The organism is Bacillus sp. 5B6, assembly GCF_000259405.1.
Taxonomy (GTDB): Bacteria; Bacillota; Bacilli; order Bacillales; family Bacillaceae; genus Bacillus; species Bacillus velezensis.
In genome coordinates this window covers 1,697,440-1,715,134 of sequence record NZ_AJST01000001.1, presented here as the reverse complement: position 1 = coordinate 1,715,134, position 17,695 = coordinate 1,697,440, and the positions used below count along the sequence as shown (strand labels likewise).

Genomic DNA, 17,695 nt, shown 5'->3' with positions numbered 1-17,695 from the left:
GGGACAGCGGTCAGCCGGCTAAAACTTACTGGAGGGATATTAATGTCAGAATTTAAGCAACAGGAGTTGTTCTGGAGCAGCATGTTCGATGCGGAAGATCGTCCCAGTGCAATCCCTTCGTTTCAAATGTCGGACTCAACAATAGAGCATGATGCGTCGAGTGCACCCAACCGTATTCACAGTTCATTGAGCTCCGATGTATCCCTGCGCATCATGAAGATGACGAATAAATCGCCAATGGCCGTTTATATGGTTCTCCTGGTCGGAATCGAGTGTCTTTTGTACAAATATACGGGGGAAGAGGGCGTTATTGTAGGTGTACCGACCTTTGAAGACGAAACCGATGAAGACCTTCGTTTAGACCAAGTCATGTTAATCAAACAAAACATAAATGCGGACAGCACGTTTAAATCCATATTTAATGAATTCAAACACAAGCTGAACGGAGCCATCTTACATCAGCACGTTCCTTTCGATAAAATGGCCGGTCCATTAAATCTGAACTACGATTCAAATCATTTGCCAATGATCCATACGATCGTATCACTAGATCAGCTTCACCCCATTCGTTTTATAGAAACGGCTGCTGCTGATACATTATTTCAGTTTTCCATAGAAAATGATTCGATTCATTTAAAGTTAACTTATAATGAACACGCTTATGATCGCCAGTATATGATGCAAGTGATCGAACATGTAAACCGGATTTTTTCGATATTGTTATTCCAACCCGACCTTATGATCCGCCAGCTTAATATTCTGTCAGACTCAGAGACAAATCAACTCATCGCCTATAATCAAACGGCTGCAGAGTATCCAAGAGAAAAAACGATTCATCAATTTTTGGAGGAACAAGCGGAACGTACCCCTGATCAAACGGCTGTTGTATACGAGGATAGCCGTCTGACGTACCGTGAATTGAATGAAAGGGCGAATCAACTCGCTCGGACACTGCAATTTGAAGGCGTGCAGCCGGATCAGCCGGTCGGGATTATGGCCGAACGCTCCCTGGATATGATTGTAGGGATCTTCGGGATTTTGAAAGCCGGCGGGGCGTATGTACCGATTGACCCGGGCTATCCCGAGGAACGGGTTCGATACATATTGGAGGATTCGGATACGAAGTTGTTACTCGTGCAGAATCAATCGCAAGAGAGAGTACCTTTTACGGGAAAAGTGCTGGATATGAAAAATCCGCAAAACTTTTGTGAAGACGGGTCGAATGTAGAGCCGGCTGCTGGTCCGGATCATCTGGCCTATGTTATTTATACATCGGGTTCAACGGGCAAGCCGAAAGGGGTTATGGTTGAGCACCGGTCGGTCATCAATCGGCTGGTGTGGATGCAGGAAAAATACCCTCTTGATGAGCGTGATGCGATTCTGCAAAAAACTGCGATCACCTTTGATGTATCAGTGTGGGAACTGTTCTGGTGGACGATATCAGGTTCCAGATTGGTTCTGCTGCCAAACGGAGGAGAAAAGAATCCCGAGCTGATTTTAGATACAATTGCACAAAAAGGCGTCAGCACAATGCATTTTGTACCGGCGATGCTGCATGCCTTCCTGGAATCCATGGATCAGAAGCCAAGCGGGATGTTGAAACAAAAATTAGCGTCATTAAGACATGTGTTTGCAAGCGGCGAGGCTTTGAAGCCTGTACATGTCGCAGGCTTCAAACACATCATCACATCGGTGAGCCAGGCTCAAATCATCAACTTGTACGGACCGACTGAGGCAACAATTGATGTATCATACTTTGATTGCCAGACGGAAGAAACATATGCATCGATTCCGATAGGCAAACCGATTTCCAACATTCAATTGTATATATTACATGCTGATTTGGAACATATGCAGCCGATCGGTGTGGCGGGAGAACTGTGCATAGCGGGCGATGGGCTTGCAAGGGGCTACTTGAATCGTCCCGAACTGACGGCCGAGAAGTTTGTAAACCATCCGATTGCATCAGGAGAACGGATATACCGGACGGGAGACTTGGCAAGATGGCTGCCGGACGGCAATATCGAGTATTTGGGCCGGATTGATCACCAGGTGAAAATCCGCGGTTACCGCATTGAAATCGGCGAAGTCGAAGGCGCTTTTTTTCAGCTGCCGGTGATCAAAGAAGCCATCGTTATCGCCCGGGAAATCGATGGGGAAACATCCTTGTGCGCCTATTATACCGCACAACATGCTTTAACTGCAGGCGAGCTCCGTGAAGAGCTGTCCCGGCAGCTTCCATCCTATATGATACCTGCGTATTTCGTTCAGCTGGAAGAGATGCCGCTTACTTTCAACGGGAAAATAGACCGTAAATCCCTTCCTTCTCCAAGAGAGAATCTTACAGGCATGAACTATGAAGCTCCTCAAACAGAACTGGAAAAAATACTGGCCGCGGTGTGGGAGTCGGTCTTAGGCTTAGAACGGGTCGGAATCTCAGATCATTTCTTCGAATTGGGGGGCGATTCCATTAAGTCGATTCAAGTGTCCTCAAGATTATACCAAGCCGGGTATAAGTTTGAAATCAAACACTTGTTTAAATACCCAACGATCTCCGAGCTTGTTCCATACGTAGAGCCGGTAACCCGAATCGCAGAACAAGGAGAAATCAAAGGCCGGGCGCTGCTGACACCGATTCAGCATTGGTTTTTTGACCAGAAATACCCGGAATTACACCATTATAATCAAGCGGTTATGCTTTATTGGAAAGAGGGACTGGATGAATCAAAGCTTCGGGACGTCATGAAGAAGATCACAGAGCATCACGATGCTTTGCGCATGGTCTATGTTCCGACAGAAGATGGATATGAAGCCCGAAATCGCGGGATCGATGAAGGTGATCTGTTCAGCCTTGAAGTGATCTCATTACGCGAAGAAAAAAATGTGTCCAAGACGATAGAAACCATTTCCAATGAGATTCAGCAATCCATTCATTTAGCTGAAGGACCGCTCATGAAACTGGGATTGTTCCGGTGTCAAGAGGGAGATCATTTGCTGATTGCGGTTCATCATCTGGTCATCGACGGCGTATCGTGGAGGATTTTACTTGAGGATATAGCGGCAGCTTATGAGCAGCTCCAAAACGGCGAAGCGATCCGGCTTCCGAAGAAAACGGACTCTTACCTGTTATGGGCTGAACAGTTGAATCGTTATGCAGAAAGTCAGGAATTCGAAGCGGAAAATCAATACTGGTTCAGACAGAAACATAATCCGCAGCATACATTGCCAAAGGACAATGAACAGGAGACCGGTCTGGCCAAAGACCGGGAAACGGTCATCGTTCAATGGACCGTTGAGGAAACCGAACGTTTATTAAAAAACGCTCACCGGGCTTATTCGACCGATATGAACGATTTATTACTGACCGGTCTGGGAACTGCTATTCATCGTTGGACCGGATATGAAGACATTCTCATTGATCTTGAAGGACACGGCAGAGAGTCTATCATTCCGGATCTCGATATTTCGCGTACGGTGGGATGGTTCACAAGCCTATATCCGGTTTCGCTTCAAATCAAAGCTGATCAGGATATCACCGGGCGGATTAAAACAGTGAAAGAAAATTTGCGTCAGATCCCCCAAAAGGGAATAGGTTACGGCCTGATCAAATATTTATCCGATCACCCGAAGGCACATGAATGGACCGGACATCCGGAAATACGTTTCAATTATTTGGGTCAATTTGATCAAGATGTCCGGAACGGCAAGATGGAGGTATCCCCTTACTCAAGCGGGAAAACAGCCAGTGACAATCGTCCCTTGACCTATACACTTGATATCAACGGCATGATTTCAGACGGCCGATTGTCGCTGGCCATCAGCTATTGCGGTAAACAATATCAAAGAGAAACAATGGAAGCTTGTGCCGATCTCTTAAAAAACAGCCTGCAGCAAGTCATCGCACATTGTGATGCTCAAGATCAAATTCACCTGACGCCAAGCGATATTTCGTTAAAAGGTATAACGATCGGTGAATTAGATCAATTTGTGCAGCAAACGAGTCATCTCGGTGACATTGAAAATATATACCCATTAACCCCGATGCAGAAAGGAATGTTGTTCCACAGCTTGATCGATTCGGCTTCCGAAGCTTACTTTGAACAAGCCGCTTTTGATCTGAAAGGTTTCTTGGATATCGATGCATTCAGGATGAGTTTGGCGCATCTGGCCGAAAAATATGACATTCTTCGGACTCTTTTTTATACAGAATGGAAAGATCAGCCTTTGCAGATTGTATTCCGGCAAAAGCCGATTGAAACGGCCGTTGAAGATATTCGCAGCATGAACAGTCATCAGCGCAGCGAGTTTATTGCCGATTTTGCAAGAAGAGATAAGGCGCGGGGATTCAATCTCACCCGGGATGCTTTAATGCGCGTATCGATCCTGCGGACAGAGGAAGACCAAGCGCGGTTGATATGGAGCTTTCATCATATTTTAATGGATGGCTGGTGTTTGCCTCTTGTTACGAAAGAAGTGTTTGAAACCTATTATGCAATACTTGAGCAAAGGCAGCCGAAGCGGGGAGCCGTCACCCCATACAGCCGATATATCGAATGGCTGGATCAACAAGATCACAAGCAGGCGTCAGCCTATTGGCGCAACTATTTAGAAGGTTATGAAGGGCAGACTGTTTTGTTACAAGAACAATCTTCCGACCGGGCGAAAGGATACGAAAAAGGTGAGCATGAGTTTCGTTTAGGAAAGCGGCTCACAGACGAAATCAAACGGGCCGCAAGCCGCCAGCAAGTCACCGTCAATACATGGATACAAACCGCATGGGGCTTATTGCTGCAAAGATACAACGGGAGTCAGGATGTCGTCTTCGGCACGGTCGTATCCGGCAGACCGGCAGAAATTCCGGGAATTGAAACCATGGTCGGTTTATTTATCAATACCATTCCCGTACGTATTCATACGCAGCCTGAAATGACAGCTGCACAAGTATTGAAAATGAACCAGGAGCGGGCACTGGCTTCTCAAAAATATGATACATTTCCGTTGTATGACATTCAGGCTCAAACTGAGCAAAAGCAGCAGTTGATCAATCATATTATGGTATTTGAGAATTACCCAGTTGAGAAACAAATAGAACATATGAAGCAGGATGACAACGCATTAGACATTCTCGATTTTCATATGGAAGAACATACTCATTACGATTTTACTTTTATAGTGATGCCGGATGGAGAAATTGACATTCGTTTTGTATACAATCGCGATGTTTATGACCAAGCAAGTGTCGAACGGATGCAGACGCATTTCATGCAAATCATGAAGCAAATGGCGGACGATCAAGAAATTCGCGTTCAAGACCTCGATATCGTAACAGCGGATGAGCGATCGCTCCTGATAGACAAGTTCAACGATACGGCGGCTGAGTATCCAAAGGAAAAGACGATTCATCAATTGTTTGAAGAACAAGCGGAGCGAACGCCGGAGCAAGCGGCGATTGTTTTTGAAGATAAGAAGCTGACGTATCAGGTAGTAAATGAACGCGCCAATCAGCTGGCCCGAACCTTGGTTGCCAAAGGACTTCAGGCCGAGGAGCTTGTCGGCATTATGGCGGAACGTTCACCGGAGATGGTGATAGGCATCCTTGCTATTTTGAAAGCCGGGGGCGTTTACGTACCGATCGATCCGGATTATCCGAAAGAACGCATCCATTATATGCTTGAGGATTCTAACGTCTCTATCTTATTATTGCAGCATCATCTTCTGGAAGGTACCGATTATCAAAGTCATACTGTCTTCCTTGACGATCCGTCATCATACGGCGCCGAAACATCTAATCTCAATCTGAACGTAATGCCAAATCAATTAGCCTACGTTATTTATACATCAGGAACAACGGGGAATCCGAAAGGCACGCTCATTGAACATAAAAACGTGGTTCGTCTGTTATTTAACAACAAAAATGTTTTTGATTTTAATGCATCGGACACATGGACTTTGTTTCATTCCTTCTGCTTTGATTTTTCAGTATGGGAAATGTACGGAGCGCTGCTGTATGGGGGCAAATTAGTGATTGTTCCGAAACAAATAGCAAAAAACCCGGAAAGGTATTTGCAATTGTTAAAATCGGAAGCTGTGACTATTTTAAATCAAACGCCGAGTTATTTCTATCAACTGATGCAGGAGGAGAGAGCAGATCCCGAATCCAATTTAAACATCCGAAAAATCATATTTGGCGGAGAGGCGTTAAATCCATCCTTCTTGAAAGACTGGAAGCTTAAATATCCTTTAACCCAATTAATCAATATGTACGGCATCACCGAAACCACCGTTCATGTCACATATAAAGAAATCACGGAACGGGAAATCGACGAGGGCAGAAGCAACATCGGACAACCTATTCCTACCCTGCAAGCGTATATTTTGGACGAATATCAGCACATTCAGGTAATGGGCATACCGGGCGAACTCTATGTGGCAGGAGAGGGACTGGCCAGAGGATATTTGAACCGCCCGGAATTAACGGCTGAGAAATTTGTTGAACACCCGTTTGCCGCGGGCGAAAAAATGTACAAAACGGGAGATGTCGCCCGGTGGCTGCCTGACGGCAATATCGAGTATTTGGGAAGAATTGATCATCAGGTGAAAATCCGGGGCTACCGGATTGAAATTGGCGAGGTCGAAGCGGCTTTATTGCAATCGGAATCTGTCAAAGAAGCGGTCGTCATCGCAATTGAAGAAGAGGGCTCCAAGCAGCTGTGCGCCTACTTGTCAGGAGACGATTCATTAAATACGGCGCAGCTGAAGCGCCATTTGCTGAATAAACTGCCCGCTTATATGATACCGGCTTACTTTGTCCAAATGGAGAAGATGCCGATAACCGCAAATGGAAAAATCGATCGAAAAGCTTTGCCGGCTCCTGAGGGAAATAGGCTTACCGGAACCGAATACGAAGCGCCCGGAACGTTAATTGAAAAGCAGCTGGCCGAGATATGGAAGAACATTTTAGCTCTCAGTGACCCGGGAATTAAAGATAACTTCTTTGACGTTGGCGGCCATTCGCTCAAAGTATTGCAAGTTATTCATCAAATCAACGACCGTATGGGAATCAAAATGCATTATCAGGCCGTATACGATTTTCCTACCATTGAAACAATGGCACGCGCCATTCAAGCAGCAGTTTTCGAGTCCAAGACGGATAACGTATTCGTCAAGATGAATCAGAACGGTTCAATCCCTGTGTTCTGTTTCCCGCCTTTAATCGGATACGGGCTGGTCTATAATGAAATGGCGAAAAGACTTGCCGGCCGCTGCACCGTCTATGCCGCTGATTTCCTAGAAGAGCCGTCTTACGAGCAAGAGATCGTTGACCGGTATGCAGAAAGCATGATAGGCATTCAGGAACAAGGGCCCTTTGTTTTACTTGGTTACTCCTCGGGGTCGAATTTGGCTTTTGAGGTTGCCAAAGCCTTGGAGAAGCGCGGACGCATCGTATCGGACATTATGATGCTTGATTCTAAAAGAGCCGTATCGGTGAATTATTTTTCGGAAAAGGAAACCGAAGAGATCATTCATCGGAATCTGGATATCATTCCGGATTATTATAGAGAATTATTAACCATTCCTTCCATTAAGGATAAAATCAGAAGCTATCTCACATATCACAATAAACTGATCAATTCCGGCGCGGTGAACGCCAACATTCATCATTTTCTATGCGGCGAGTTGACCGATAGAGGATGGAAGCAATCAACCGCACAGCATTACTTTGAGTATAAATTAAAAGGAGACCATGTGACGATCTTTGACCCTCACAATATTGAAGAAAATACGGATACAATTCGATCTATTATCAAAAGGATTGAAGAACGGCATCATCACGGACTTGTTCTTGAAGAACAACTGTCAATGGGATCGTTTGCGGGGGACGCAAAGTTTGACAAAATGTAAATGATCAAGTGTAAAACGCCGCTGGCCTGGCACTCAGCGGCGTTTTTATTAAAAAGGCGAGAGTCATACTCCTGTGTTCGCAAGGTTTACTCCAGAGCCGTTCTCCATGACCAGTTGTCATGGTAAAAAAATCATCATACATTTTAAGGAAAAAGGAGGATGTCAAGTTATTAGAAAAAAGTGTAGCGTATGTTTATAGGTACTAGCTCTATTATTGAGTTGCTTAACTGCGGAGTCTGCTTTTTACTGCCGGTACTGCAATTTGTTCTCAAATGGCAAAAGTTCCCTAAATTTAAAGAAAAAGGAGGAGCGTTAAGTTATGTGTAAAAAATGTTGCGTATGCCTATGGGTCCTTGCTTTATTATTAAGTTGCTTCACTGGGAAGTCTGCGTATGCTGCCAGCACTCCAATTGCAAAACATGTTGGGAATTCAAATCCGCTTATAGACCATCATTTGGGAGCAGATCCGTTTGCGCTGACCTATAACGGAAGAGTCTACATCTATATGTCAAGCGATGACTATGAATATAATAGCGACGGAACGATTAAGGATAATTCATTTGCCAATTTGAATAAAATATCCGTCATATCTTCAGCGGATATGGTGAACTGGACAGATCACGGAGCGATTCCCGCAGCGGGTGCCAATGGGGCGAATGGCGGCCGGGGGATTGCCAAATGGGCAGGAGCATCATGGGCCCCGTCAGCCGCGGTGAAAAAGATCAATGGTAAGGATAAATTTTTCCTTTATTTCGCAAACGGCGGCGGAGGTATCGGGGTTCTCACCGCAGACAGCCCGACCGGCCCATGGACAGATCCGATCGGAAAAGCGGTGGTAACGCCAAATACGCCAGGAATGTCCGGTGTTGTATGGCTTTTTGATCCGGCAGTATTCGTAGATGATGACGGTACCGGTTACCTATATGCCGGCGGAGGCGTTCCGGGCGGTTCAAATCCAACGCAGGGGCAATGGGCCAATCCTAAAACAGCAAGAGTCATGAAATTAGGTCCTGATATGACCAGTGTTGCTGGAAGTGCATCGACGATTGATGCGCCTTTTATGTTTGAAGATTCGGGAATGCATAAGTATAACGGAAAATATTACTATTCCTATTGTATCAATTTCGGGGGCGCGCACCCCGCCGATAAACCTCCAGGTGAGATCGGCTATATGACCAGCTCAAGTCCCATGGGTTTCTTTTCGTATAGAGGGCACTTTCTGAAAAATCCGGGAGCATTTTTCGGAGGCGGCGGGAACAATCACCATGCTGTTTTCAATTTTAGAAACGAGTGGTATGTGGTGTATCATACTCAAACTGTCAGCTCCGCTCTTTACGGGGCCGGCAAAGGATACCGTTCTCCCCATATTAATAAGCTTGTGCATAATCCAGATGGCTCCCTGCAAGAAGTAGCGGCAAATTTTGCAGGTGTCAAACAGCTATCCAACTTGAATCCATATAACCGGGTAGAAGCGGAAACGTTTGCCTGGAACGGACGGATTTTGACAGAGGCATCCTCAGCACCCGGCGGGCCGGTCAATAATCAACATGTCACAAACATTCATAACGGAGACTGGATTGCTGTTGGAAATGCAGACTTCGGCTCAGGCGGCGCCAGGACGTTTAAAGCAAATGTAGCGTCCGCTCTTGGCGGGAAAATAGAAGTGCGGCTAGACAGTGCAAACGGTAAGCTTGTCGGAACCTTGAATGTCCCTTCCACAGGCGGAACGCAATCCTGGAGAGAAATAGAAACTGCGATAAGCGGCGCAACAGGTGTTCACAACGTATTCTTTGTATTTACGGGAACTGGTACAGGAAACTTGTTTAACGTTGATTACTGGCAGTTTACACAAAGATAAGCAAAGATACGTTTTCTAAGTCCATAAAAGACATATGAAAGAGAGGAAAAAATGATGTCGAGCGTAAAAAAAACAATTTGTGTATTATTGGTATGTTTCACAATGATGTCCGTCATGCTCTTAGGACCGGGAGTTACTGAAGTTTCAGCAGCGAGTGATGCAAAAGTTAATATATCTGCAGATAGACAAGTGATTCGCGGTTTTGGAGGAATGAACCACCCGGCTTGGATTGGAGACTTGACTGCAGCCCAACGGGAGACCGCTTTTGGCAATGGACAGAATCAGTTAGGTTTTTCGGTCTTAAGAATTCATGTAGATGAAAATAGAAACAATTGGTACAAGGAAGTGGAGACTGCAAAAAGTGCGATCAAACATGGAGCAATCGTTTTTGCTTCCCCTTGGAATCCGCCAAACGATATGGTTGAGACTTTCAATCATAATGGTGACACATCAGCTAAGCGGCTGAGATACGATAAGTACGCCGCATACGCGCAGCATCTTAACGATTTCGTTAATTTCATGAAGAGTAATGGTGTGAATCTGTATGCGATTTCTATGCAAAACGAGCCAGATTACGCTCACGAATGGACATGGTGGACGCCCCAAGAAATCCTGCGTTTCATGAGAGAGAATGCCGGTTCCATCAATGCCCGTGTGATTGCGCCGGAATCATTTCAATACCTGAAAAATATATCGGACCCCATTTTGAACGATCCGCAGGCGCTTAGGAATATGGATATCCTCGGAACCCACCTGTACGGCACTCAGGTCAGTCAGTTTCCTTATCCTCTTTTCAAACAAAAAGGAGGAGGGAAAGAGCTATGGATGACGGAGGTATACTATCCGAATAGTGACAACAATTCAGCGGATCGCTGGCCTGAGGCTTTAGGTGTTTCAGAGCATATTCACCATTCAATGGTGGAGGGAGATTTTCAAGCTTATGTATGGTGGTACATCCGCAGATCATACGGCCCTATGAAAGAAGATGGGATGATCAGCAAACGCGGATACAATATGGCTCATTTCTCAAAATTTGTGCGCCCTGGCTATGTAAGGATTGATGCAACGAAAAATCCTGAACCGAATGTTTACGTGTCAGCCTATAAAGGAGACAATAAAGTCGTGATTGTTGCCATTAATAAAAATAACACAGGGGTCAACCAAAACTTTGTGTTGCAGAATGGAACTGCTTCGCAAGTATCCAGATGGATCACGAGCAGCAGCAGCAATCTTCAGCCTGGAACGGATCTCAAAGTAACGGACAATCATTTTTGGGCCCATCTTCCGGCTCAAAGCGTGACAACATTTGTTGTAAAGCGTTAAAGGCATCAGCATCGCAATAAGCCAATTTTCTTACTTGAAAAAGAAAATTGGCTTATTTTCTGTGGGATAGAAGTGTTGATTTTTTTAAAGATACACAGACATTGGGTATAATAATGACAATGACTTCAAGGAGTGATCAATATATGTCACGGCTTCACAGCAAAGTATTAATCATAGACGACGAAAAAGAAATTTTGGAACTGATCAAAACCGTATTAATAAGAGAAGGCATTGATCGCGTGATCACCGCTTCGACTGCCCGTGACGGATTGGCTCAATTTCATCAAGAAAATCCCGATCTTGTGATATTGGATATCATGCTGCCAGACGGTGAAGGCTATGATATCTGCAAACAAATAAGAGACATTTCACACGTTCCGATTATCTTTTTGTCTGCAAAGGGGGAGGAAACGGATAAAATTGTAGGACTTGCCATCGGCGGGGACGACTACATTACAAAACCTTTCAGCCCTAAGGAAGTTGCATATCGGGTCAAAGCGCAGCTGAGACGGGTCTCTTACTTACAGCCTTCTCAAACCGGAACCGTGATAAAAAAAGGACCATTTGAATTAAACCAACAACAAGCCGAGCTCACCAAAAATGGAGCGGCTATTGAGTTAACACCTAAAGAACTTATGCTTATGACCTATTTTCTGCAGCATCCCAATCGGGTGATCAGTAAAGAAACACTCTATCAAGCTGTATGGGGAGAAGATTTCTTCGGTTCTGACAACACGGTGATGGTTCATATACGCAGGCTCCGTGAGAAAATAGAAAACACCCCATCAAAACCAGACTTTCTCGTCACTGTGAAAGGGTTAGGCTACAAATTTGCTGTAAAGGATGCGTAAGGATGAATTGGCGATTAACAGGCAGGTATATGGTCTCTGTCATTATCGTGACCATCATTACAGTCTTCATTAATTTATTTATTTTTATGTTTTGGCTCGTTTTCCAGGCGAACAGCCAACATGACGAAGAAAGTACACCGGAAACTTTCACAAGATCATTCCGACAATATGTCACGTTATCGGACAATGGTATCACAGTAAACAAAGAGGGCCAAAAAGCTTTAAAAGAGCAGAATGCATGGATTCAAATATTAGATGAAAACGGACAGGATGTTTATCATGATAGAGAACCTAAAGGACTGAAGAAAAAATATACGCCTATTGAAATTATAAATTTACATAAATATAAGGATGAACAATTATTATCAACCATTTACGCCGGCGGAAAAAAAGTGAACGGCAAGGAGTACAGTTACTTTATAGGGTTTAAAAATCCCTCTCTCGGAAAGTATGTCCTCTCATATGATACCAAGGAATTTGTGACGAAGTTCAATGCAGGGACCATCATATTATTATCAATAGATGCATTGATCGCGTTACTCATTGGCTATCTATTCAGCCGGCAGCTCACAAAACCGCTCGGCCGTGTCATTCAAGGAATCCAGCGGTTAGCTAATGGAGATTATACGATCAAAATGAAATCCAAAGGCATTTATAAAGATGTCTTCTATAATGTCAATCACTTATCGAAACAACTATCTTCAAGCAAAAAAGAAAAAGATAAATTAGAGCAAATGCGTGAAGAGTGGATCAGTCATATTTCTCATGACATTAAAACACCATTAGCATCTATTCAAGGCTATGCAGAAATCATTCAAGATCCAAATTACCATCTCACAGTCGAACAGATCAGAGAGTACGCCCAGATCATTGAGAGTAAATCCCTCTATATGAAAGATGTGATGGAAGATTTAAATTTAACGACAAGGCTGAAAAACAACGATGTGATGTTACATACAGAACGGGTAAACCTTGTATCGCTGCTGCGGGAAACGTTAATTGATATGTTAAACGATTCTAGATATGCGGATAAGTCCATTGAACTTCAAACGAACGTGGAAAAGCTGATGCTGAACCTTGATGCGATATTGATTCGGAGAGCGGTCACGAATCTCATTTTAAATGCCCTCGTTCACAATGATGCTGATGTGAAGATCGTTGTACAGCTTGAACAAAAAGAACGAACTCATGTGACAATTAAGGACAACGGCAAAGGGATAGAAGAAGAGGAGCTGGAGAAAGTGTTTGATCGCTATTACAGGGGGACAAATACAGGAACGACGCATGCAGGCTCTGGTCTTGGAATGGCCATAGCAAAGGATATTATCCAAAAGCACGGAGGGGACATCACCATTCAAAGCACCGCGGGAGAAGGGACAACGATAGATATACAATTATCATAATGGCTATACAAAAAAAGGTTCTGTTGATCAATAACAGAACCTTTTTTTCCTATTGTTCCGAAAACACTTTGATTCCTTTGACAATGTTCCAAATGAAAAAGTAGATCGCCACAAGGAATGTAACAGCATACGTCGCAAGCAGGAAAGGCCCGGCGTGCCTGATGTCATTCATACCAAGTAAACCTGAAGCGATGATGCCCATTACAAAAATCAAATAAGGAATCAGATGCGTCCATAAAGATTTTTTCGCATGATATTTCACATCGTCCTGACCTAAGAAATAGACGATAATCGGAAACAGAAATGGCGCAAAAAATATACTGAAGTAACATAATGAAGACAAAATTTTATTTTCTCTCAAACCTTTTCACCTCTATGATTTATTGAAGGGGGAATTCTTCTGGCTGAATCCCTCACTGAAGTACAATCTTATTGTACAACTCCAACCTTAACCCGTATTAATCCGAACCTTACATCAACCTTAAATTAACAAGGACGGGTAAGGGCTCGTCTTCTTACAGCAATCATAAGATACAATGCCATATTGAGACTCCTCACATTCAGCGTGTCTACGTTGGAAATACATTTAATTTTTCGATTCGATTGAAAAATGACGTGTAAAGTCCCGATTCAGTCCGGTTTTCTTTGTACTATATGTGTCAGGTGTGTCTTATTCAATAGAGATAGAGCAAATTGACAGGCTTTTACACCTCCCAAAAACAAGAAATTAGGTTGATAGACAATCATGAGAAAGATTTTTACAATGAGTTCGAGCTCATAAGAAAGAGCCAAAATGATGCGAAGGAGGAAAAGATCAGATATGAAACGGTCAATTTCTATTTTTATTACGTGTTTATTGATTGCGGTATTGACAATGGGCGGCTTGCTGCATTCGCCGGCATCAGCAGCAGGGACAAAAACGCCAGTAGTCAAGAATGGTCAGCTTAGCATAAAAGGTACACAGCTCGTAAACCGAGACGGCAAAGCGGTACAATTGAAAGGGATCAGTTCACATGGATTGCAATGGTATGGCGATTTCGTCAATAAAGACAGCTTAAAATGGCTGAGAGACGATTGGGGCATCACCGTTTTCCGCGCGGCAATGTATACGGCAGACGGCGGTTATATTGACAACCCGTCTGTGAAGAACAAAGTGAAAGAAGCAGTTGAAACGGCAAAAGAACTTGGGATATATGTCATCATTGACTGGCATATCTTAAATGACGGCAACCCAAACCAAAATAAAGAGAAGGCAAAAGAATTTTTCAAGGAAATGTCAAGTCTTTACGGAAACACGCCAAACGTCATTTATGAAATTGCAAACGAACCAAACGGTGACGTGAACTGGAAGCGTGATATTAAACCGTATGCGGAAGAAGTGATTTCCGTTATCCGCAAAAATGACCCCGACAATCCCATCATTGTCGGAACCGGTACATGGAGCCAGGATGTGAATGATGCTGCCGATGACCAGCTAAAAGATGCAAACGTCATGTACGCGCTTCATTTTTATGCCGGCACACACGGCCAATCTTTACGGGATAAAGCAAACTATGCACTCAGTAAAGGAGCGCCTATTTTCGTGACGGAATGGGGAACAAGCGACGCGTCTGGAAATGGCGGTGTATTCCTTGACCAGTCGCGGGAATGGCTGAATTATCTCGACAGCAAGAAAATCAGCTGGGTGAACTGGAATCTTTCTGATAAGCAGGAATCATCCTCAGCGTTAAAGCCGGGAGCATCTAAAACAGGCGGCTGGCCGCTGTCAGATTTAACTGCTTCAGGAACCTTCGTAAGAGAAAACATTCGCGGCAACAAAGATTCAACGAAGGACGGCCCTGAAACGCCAGCACAAGATAATCCCACACAGGAAAAAGGCGTTTCTGTACAATACAAAGCAGGGGATGGGAGTGTGAACAGCAACCAAATCCGCCCGCAGCTTCACATAAAAAATAACGGGAATACCACGGTTGATTTAAAAGGTGTCACTGCCCGTTACTGGTATAACGCGAAAAACAAAGGCCAAAACTTTGACTGTGACTACACGCAGATTGGATGAGGCAATCTGACCCACAAGTTTGTGACGCTGTATAAACCTAAGCAAGGTGCAGATACCTACCTGGAACTGGGTTTTAAAAAAGGAACGCTGTCACCGGGAGCAAGCACAGGGAATATTCAGCTTCGTCTTCACAACGATGACTGGAGCAATTATGCACAAAGCGGCGATTATTCCTTTTTCCAATCAAATACGTTTAAAACAACGAAAAATCACATTATATCATCAAGGAAAACTGATTTGGGGAACAGAACCCAATTAGTAAGCTTTAAGCGGACATCAGCAACGATGTCCGCTTTTATCAACTTAAACAGCAATACATGGAGGTTTACGTGGCGGATGAAACTCTGAAACAGTATATGGGCCTGTACAAATGTTGTTAGCAATTTCAAGAAAGCCAAGGAGTAGCTATGATTCACTGAACATATGATGTAATGAAAAGCGTTTGTAGCGCAATGTGTGTATTTCACATCCGCCACTTTTATTACTTAAGGGGGAACAAAAGAATGAAAAAGTATGACGCGTTTCCAGAGCCAATTGGCGGCTATACTGTCGGCCGAACCCAGATGGATTTTGAGTACACGGCATCAGATCATACAAAAAGAGAACTGACGGCGTTTGTGTACTATCCGTCCGACAGCAGCGAAGGGAAGACTACATCAACGTACATGTTTCCTGAAGTCTGCGAAATGCTTGATGAGCAGCCGCTTCTCACTGCGTTGAAGGATGCTTACACTATAGATATCAAGACCCAATGTTACGATGGCCTTGCTCTCTCCGGGATGGAAAAACGCTATCCGGTGTTATTTTATGTTTGCGGCGGGGGCGGTTCTCCAGAATGGGGTACAGTGATCTGTACAGACTTGGCAAGCATGGGATATGTTGTGGTAAGCATCGGCCATCAGAACAGCACGATGTATAAGCGTAAAGATGGGCGCCTGTTTAATATATCAAAGGATTTTTCGGATATTATTATGGCGTTTTCTGAAGATCCGGAGATGATGGCGTTGACTGGTAAGATGAAGATGCGTCCTGACGATGAAACTGCCATTGAGATGTGCCAAAACGTGCTTACACTGCCGATACTTGACAAGTTAACAGAGTATAGTGAATTACAGGCAGAAGATGTAAGGTATGTAGCCGATTATCTTGTCAAATTGGACTCTGGAGAGCTGAATTCCATCTTTAAGGGCAGATTGTTGCTTGACATCGGTATGGGCATAGTCGGACATTCTTATGGAGGGGCTACGACGGCGATTGTTTGCCGGGACGACGAACGGTTCGCCTGCGGGATTGGCTTGGATAGCGGAGCGTTCGGCCTTCAGGGCAGCGACCTTAAGAAACCCTTTTTGCTGCTGTTTTCTGAACCGAACTATAACATGAATGCGATCATTGGCGCTAACAATAGCATGGATACCTATTATTTCTCTGTTGATCGCGCTGCGCATTTAGATTACTGCGACATCGTATTTACCAGTGTGAATGAGGAACTTAGAGGCGAACGGGATGCCATGGAGATGCGAAATCTTGTTACAGACTATACGAAGAACTTTTTTGATCATTACATACTGCAGAAGGCTGCAAGTGTGGAAAGTCTGGCATACGATGGCGTGAACTTGATCAAGAAGACCAGCAACAAGTGACATAACCGATTAAAATACTCAAACTGAAAAACCTTTATGACCAATTTAATTTATTAAGGACGTAAAGGTTTTTTAATATTACCTTACAAAAAGGGGATGCTCTTAGAATATGAATCCATTTTTTTATTCTCTTCACAATTTCTAGTTTACATAATATATATTCTAGGAAGTTAAATCTTTAATGGAAATTCTGTCTCGTTATCTTAAGTATACTTAGTTGATGAGACAGAATTAAAAAATAGGATGTATTACGATTTGTATTTATTTCTTACTGCTTTACATAGCATCGATCTTTATAAATTGTTTCACACTTTACTTCTTCCACATCAACTTTGCCATCGGATAATCTTGTGTAAACATAAACCCATTTTTCATTTCCGTTTTTAATAAACATGTCGAATTTAAAAGCGTCAGTATATTTGTCCATGACCCAGATCAATCCCGGAAGAGTTTCTGCTTTTGCTGGCGACACAGAAACCAATAATGCTCCAGCAATTACAGCCGCACCGGCTATTTTTTTAATTTTACTTTTTAACATTAATATTGCCCCCTTGTGATTTATTGCCTGCTGCTTTTTCACTTAGCAGGTAATCTGATTTTACCATCTTGTACAAAGGGAATTTGTCATATTTTGTAGATCAGATACTTATTTTCACTAA

At 43.7% G+C, this 17,695-nt stretch carries 8 protein-coding genes and 1 pseudogene; 7 read left to right on the top strand and 2 right to left on the bottom strand.

Going from position 1 to position 17,695, the window contains the following annotated elements; translation table 11 throughout:
- The first annotated feature begins 42 nt into the window (after window positions 1-42).
- The 5 genes from bamC (at window position 43) to MY7_RS08065 (ending at window position 13,337) form a co-directional block, all read left to right on the top strand.
- Window positions 43-7,902 (top strand): bacillomycin D non-ribosomal peptide synthetase BamC, encoded by a 7,860-nt coding sequence (gene bamC, locus MY7_RS08085; protein WP_007611810.1) that lies wholly within the window; start codon window positions 43-45, stop codon window positions 7,900-7,902.
- Between the two features lie 319 nt (window positions 7,903-8,221).
- The gene (locus MY7_RS08080) at window positions 8,222-9,760 is read left to right on the top strand and encodes a glycoside hydrolase family 43 protein (RefSeq protein WP_029325939.1); all 1,539 of its coding nucleotides are present in this window, start codon (window positions 8,222-8,224) and stop codon (window positions 9,758-9,760) included.
- 51 nt (window positions 9,761-9,811) lie between these two features.
- Window positions 9,812-11,083 (top strand): glucuronoxylanase XynC, encoded by a 1,272-nt coding sequence (locus MY7_RS08075; protein ID WP_029325938.1) that lies wholly within the window; start codon window positions 9,812-9,814, stop codon window positions 11,081-11,083.
- 143 nt (window positions 11,084-11,226) lie between these two features.
- A complete protein-coding gene (locus MY7_RS08070) occupies window positions 11,227-11,934 on the top strand; it encodes a response regulator transcription factor (protein WP_029325937.1) in 708 nt (235 codons plus the stop codon).
- 2 nt (window positions 11,935-11,936) lie between these two features.
- A complete protein-coding gene (locus MY7_RS08065) occupies window positions 11,937-13,337 on the top strand; it encodes a sensor histidine kinase (protein ID WP_029325936.1) in 1,401 nt (466 codons plus the stop codon).
- A gap of 49 nt (window positions 13,338-13,386) precedes the next feature.
- Here the strand turns inward: MY7_RS08065 and MY7_RS08060 are convergent, their stop codons facing one another.
- Window positions 13,387-13,698: a DUF4870 domain-containing protein gene (locus MY7_RS08060; protein WP_007611800.1), complete on the bottom strand. Its 312-nt coding sequence runs from the start codon at window positions 13,696-13,698 to the stop codon at window positions 13,387-13,389.
- Between the two features lie 459 nt (window positions 13,699-14,157).
- On the opposite strand from MY7_RS08060, the pseudogene MY7_RS08055 reads away from it, so the two are divergent.
- Window positions 14,158-15,655: pseudogene (locus tag MY7_RS08055) on the top strand (cellulase family glycosylhydrolase).
- Between the two features lie 244 nt (window positions 15,656-15,899).
- The gene (locus tag MY7_RS08050) at window positions 15,900-17,036 is read left to right on the top strand and encodes an alpha/beta hydrolase (protein ID WP_007611798.1); all 1,137 of its coding nucleotides are present in this window, start codon (window positions 15,900-15,902) and stop codon (window positions 17,034-17,036) included.
- A gap of 268 nt (window positions 17,037-17,304) precedes the next feature.
- On the opposite strand, the gene MY7_RS08045 is transcribed toward MY7_RS08050, so the two are convergent.
- Window positions 17,305-17,574, bottom strand: coding sequence for a hypothetical protein (locus MY7_RS08045; RefSeq protein WP_014418037.1), 270 nt, complete (start codon window positions 17,572-17,574; stop codon window positions 17,305-17,307).
- Window positions 17,575-17,695: the final 121 nt, after the last annotated feature.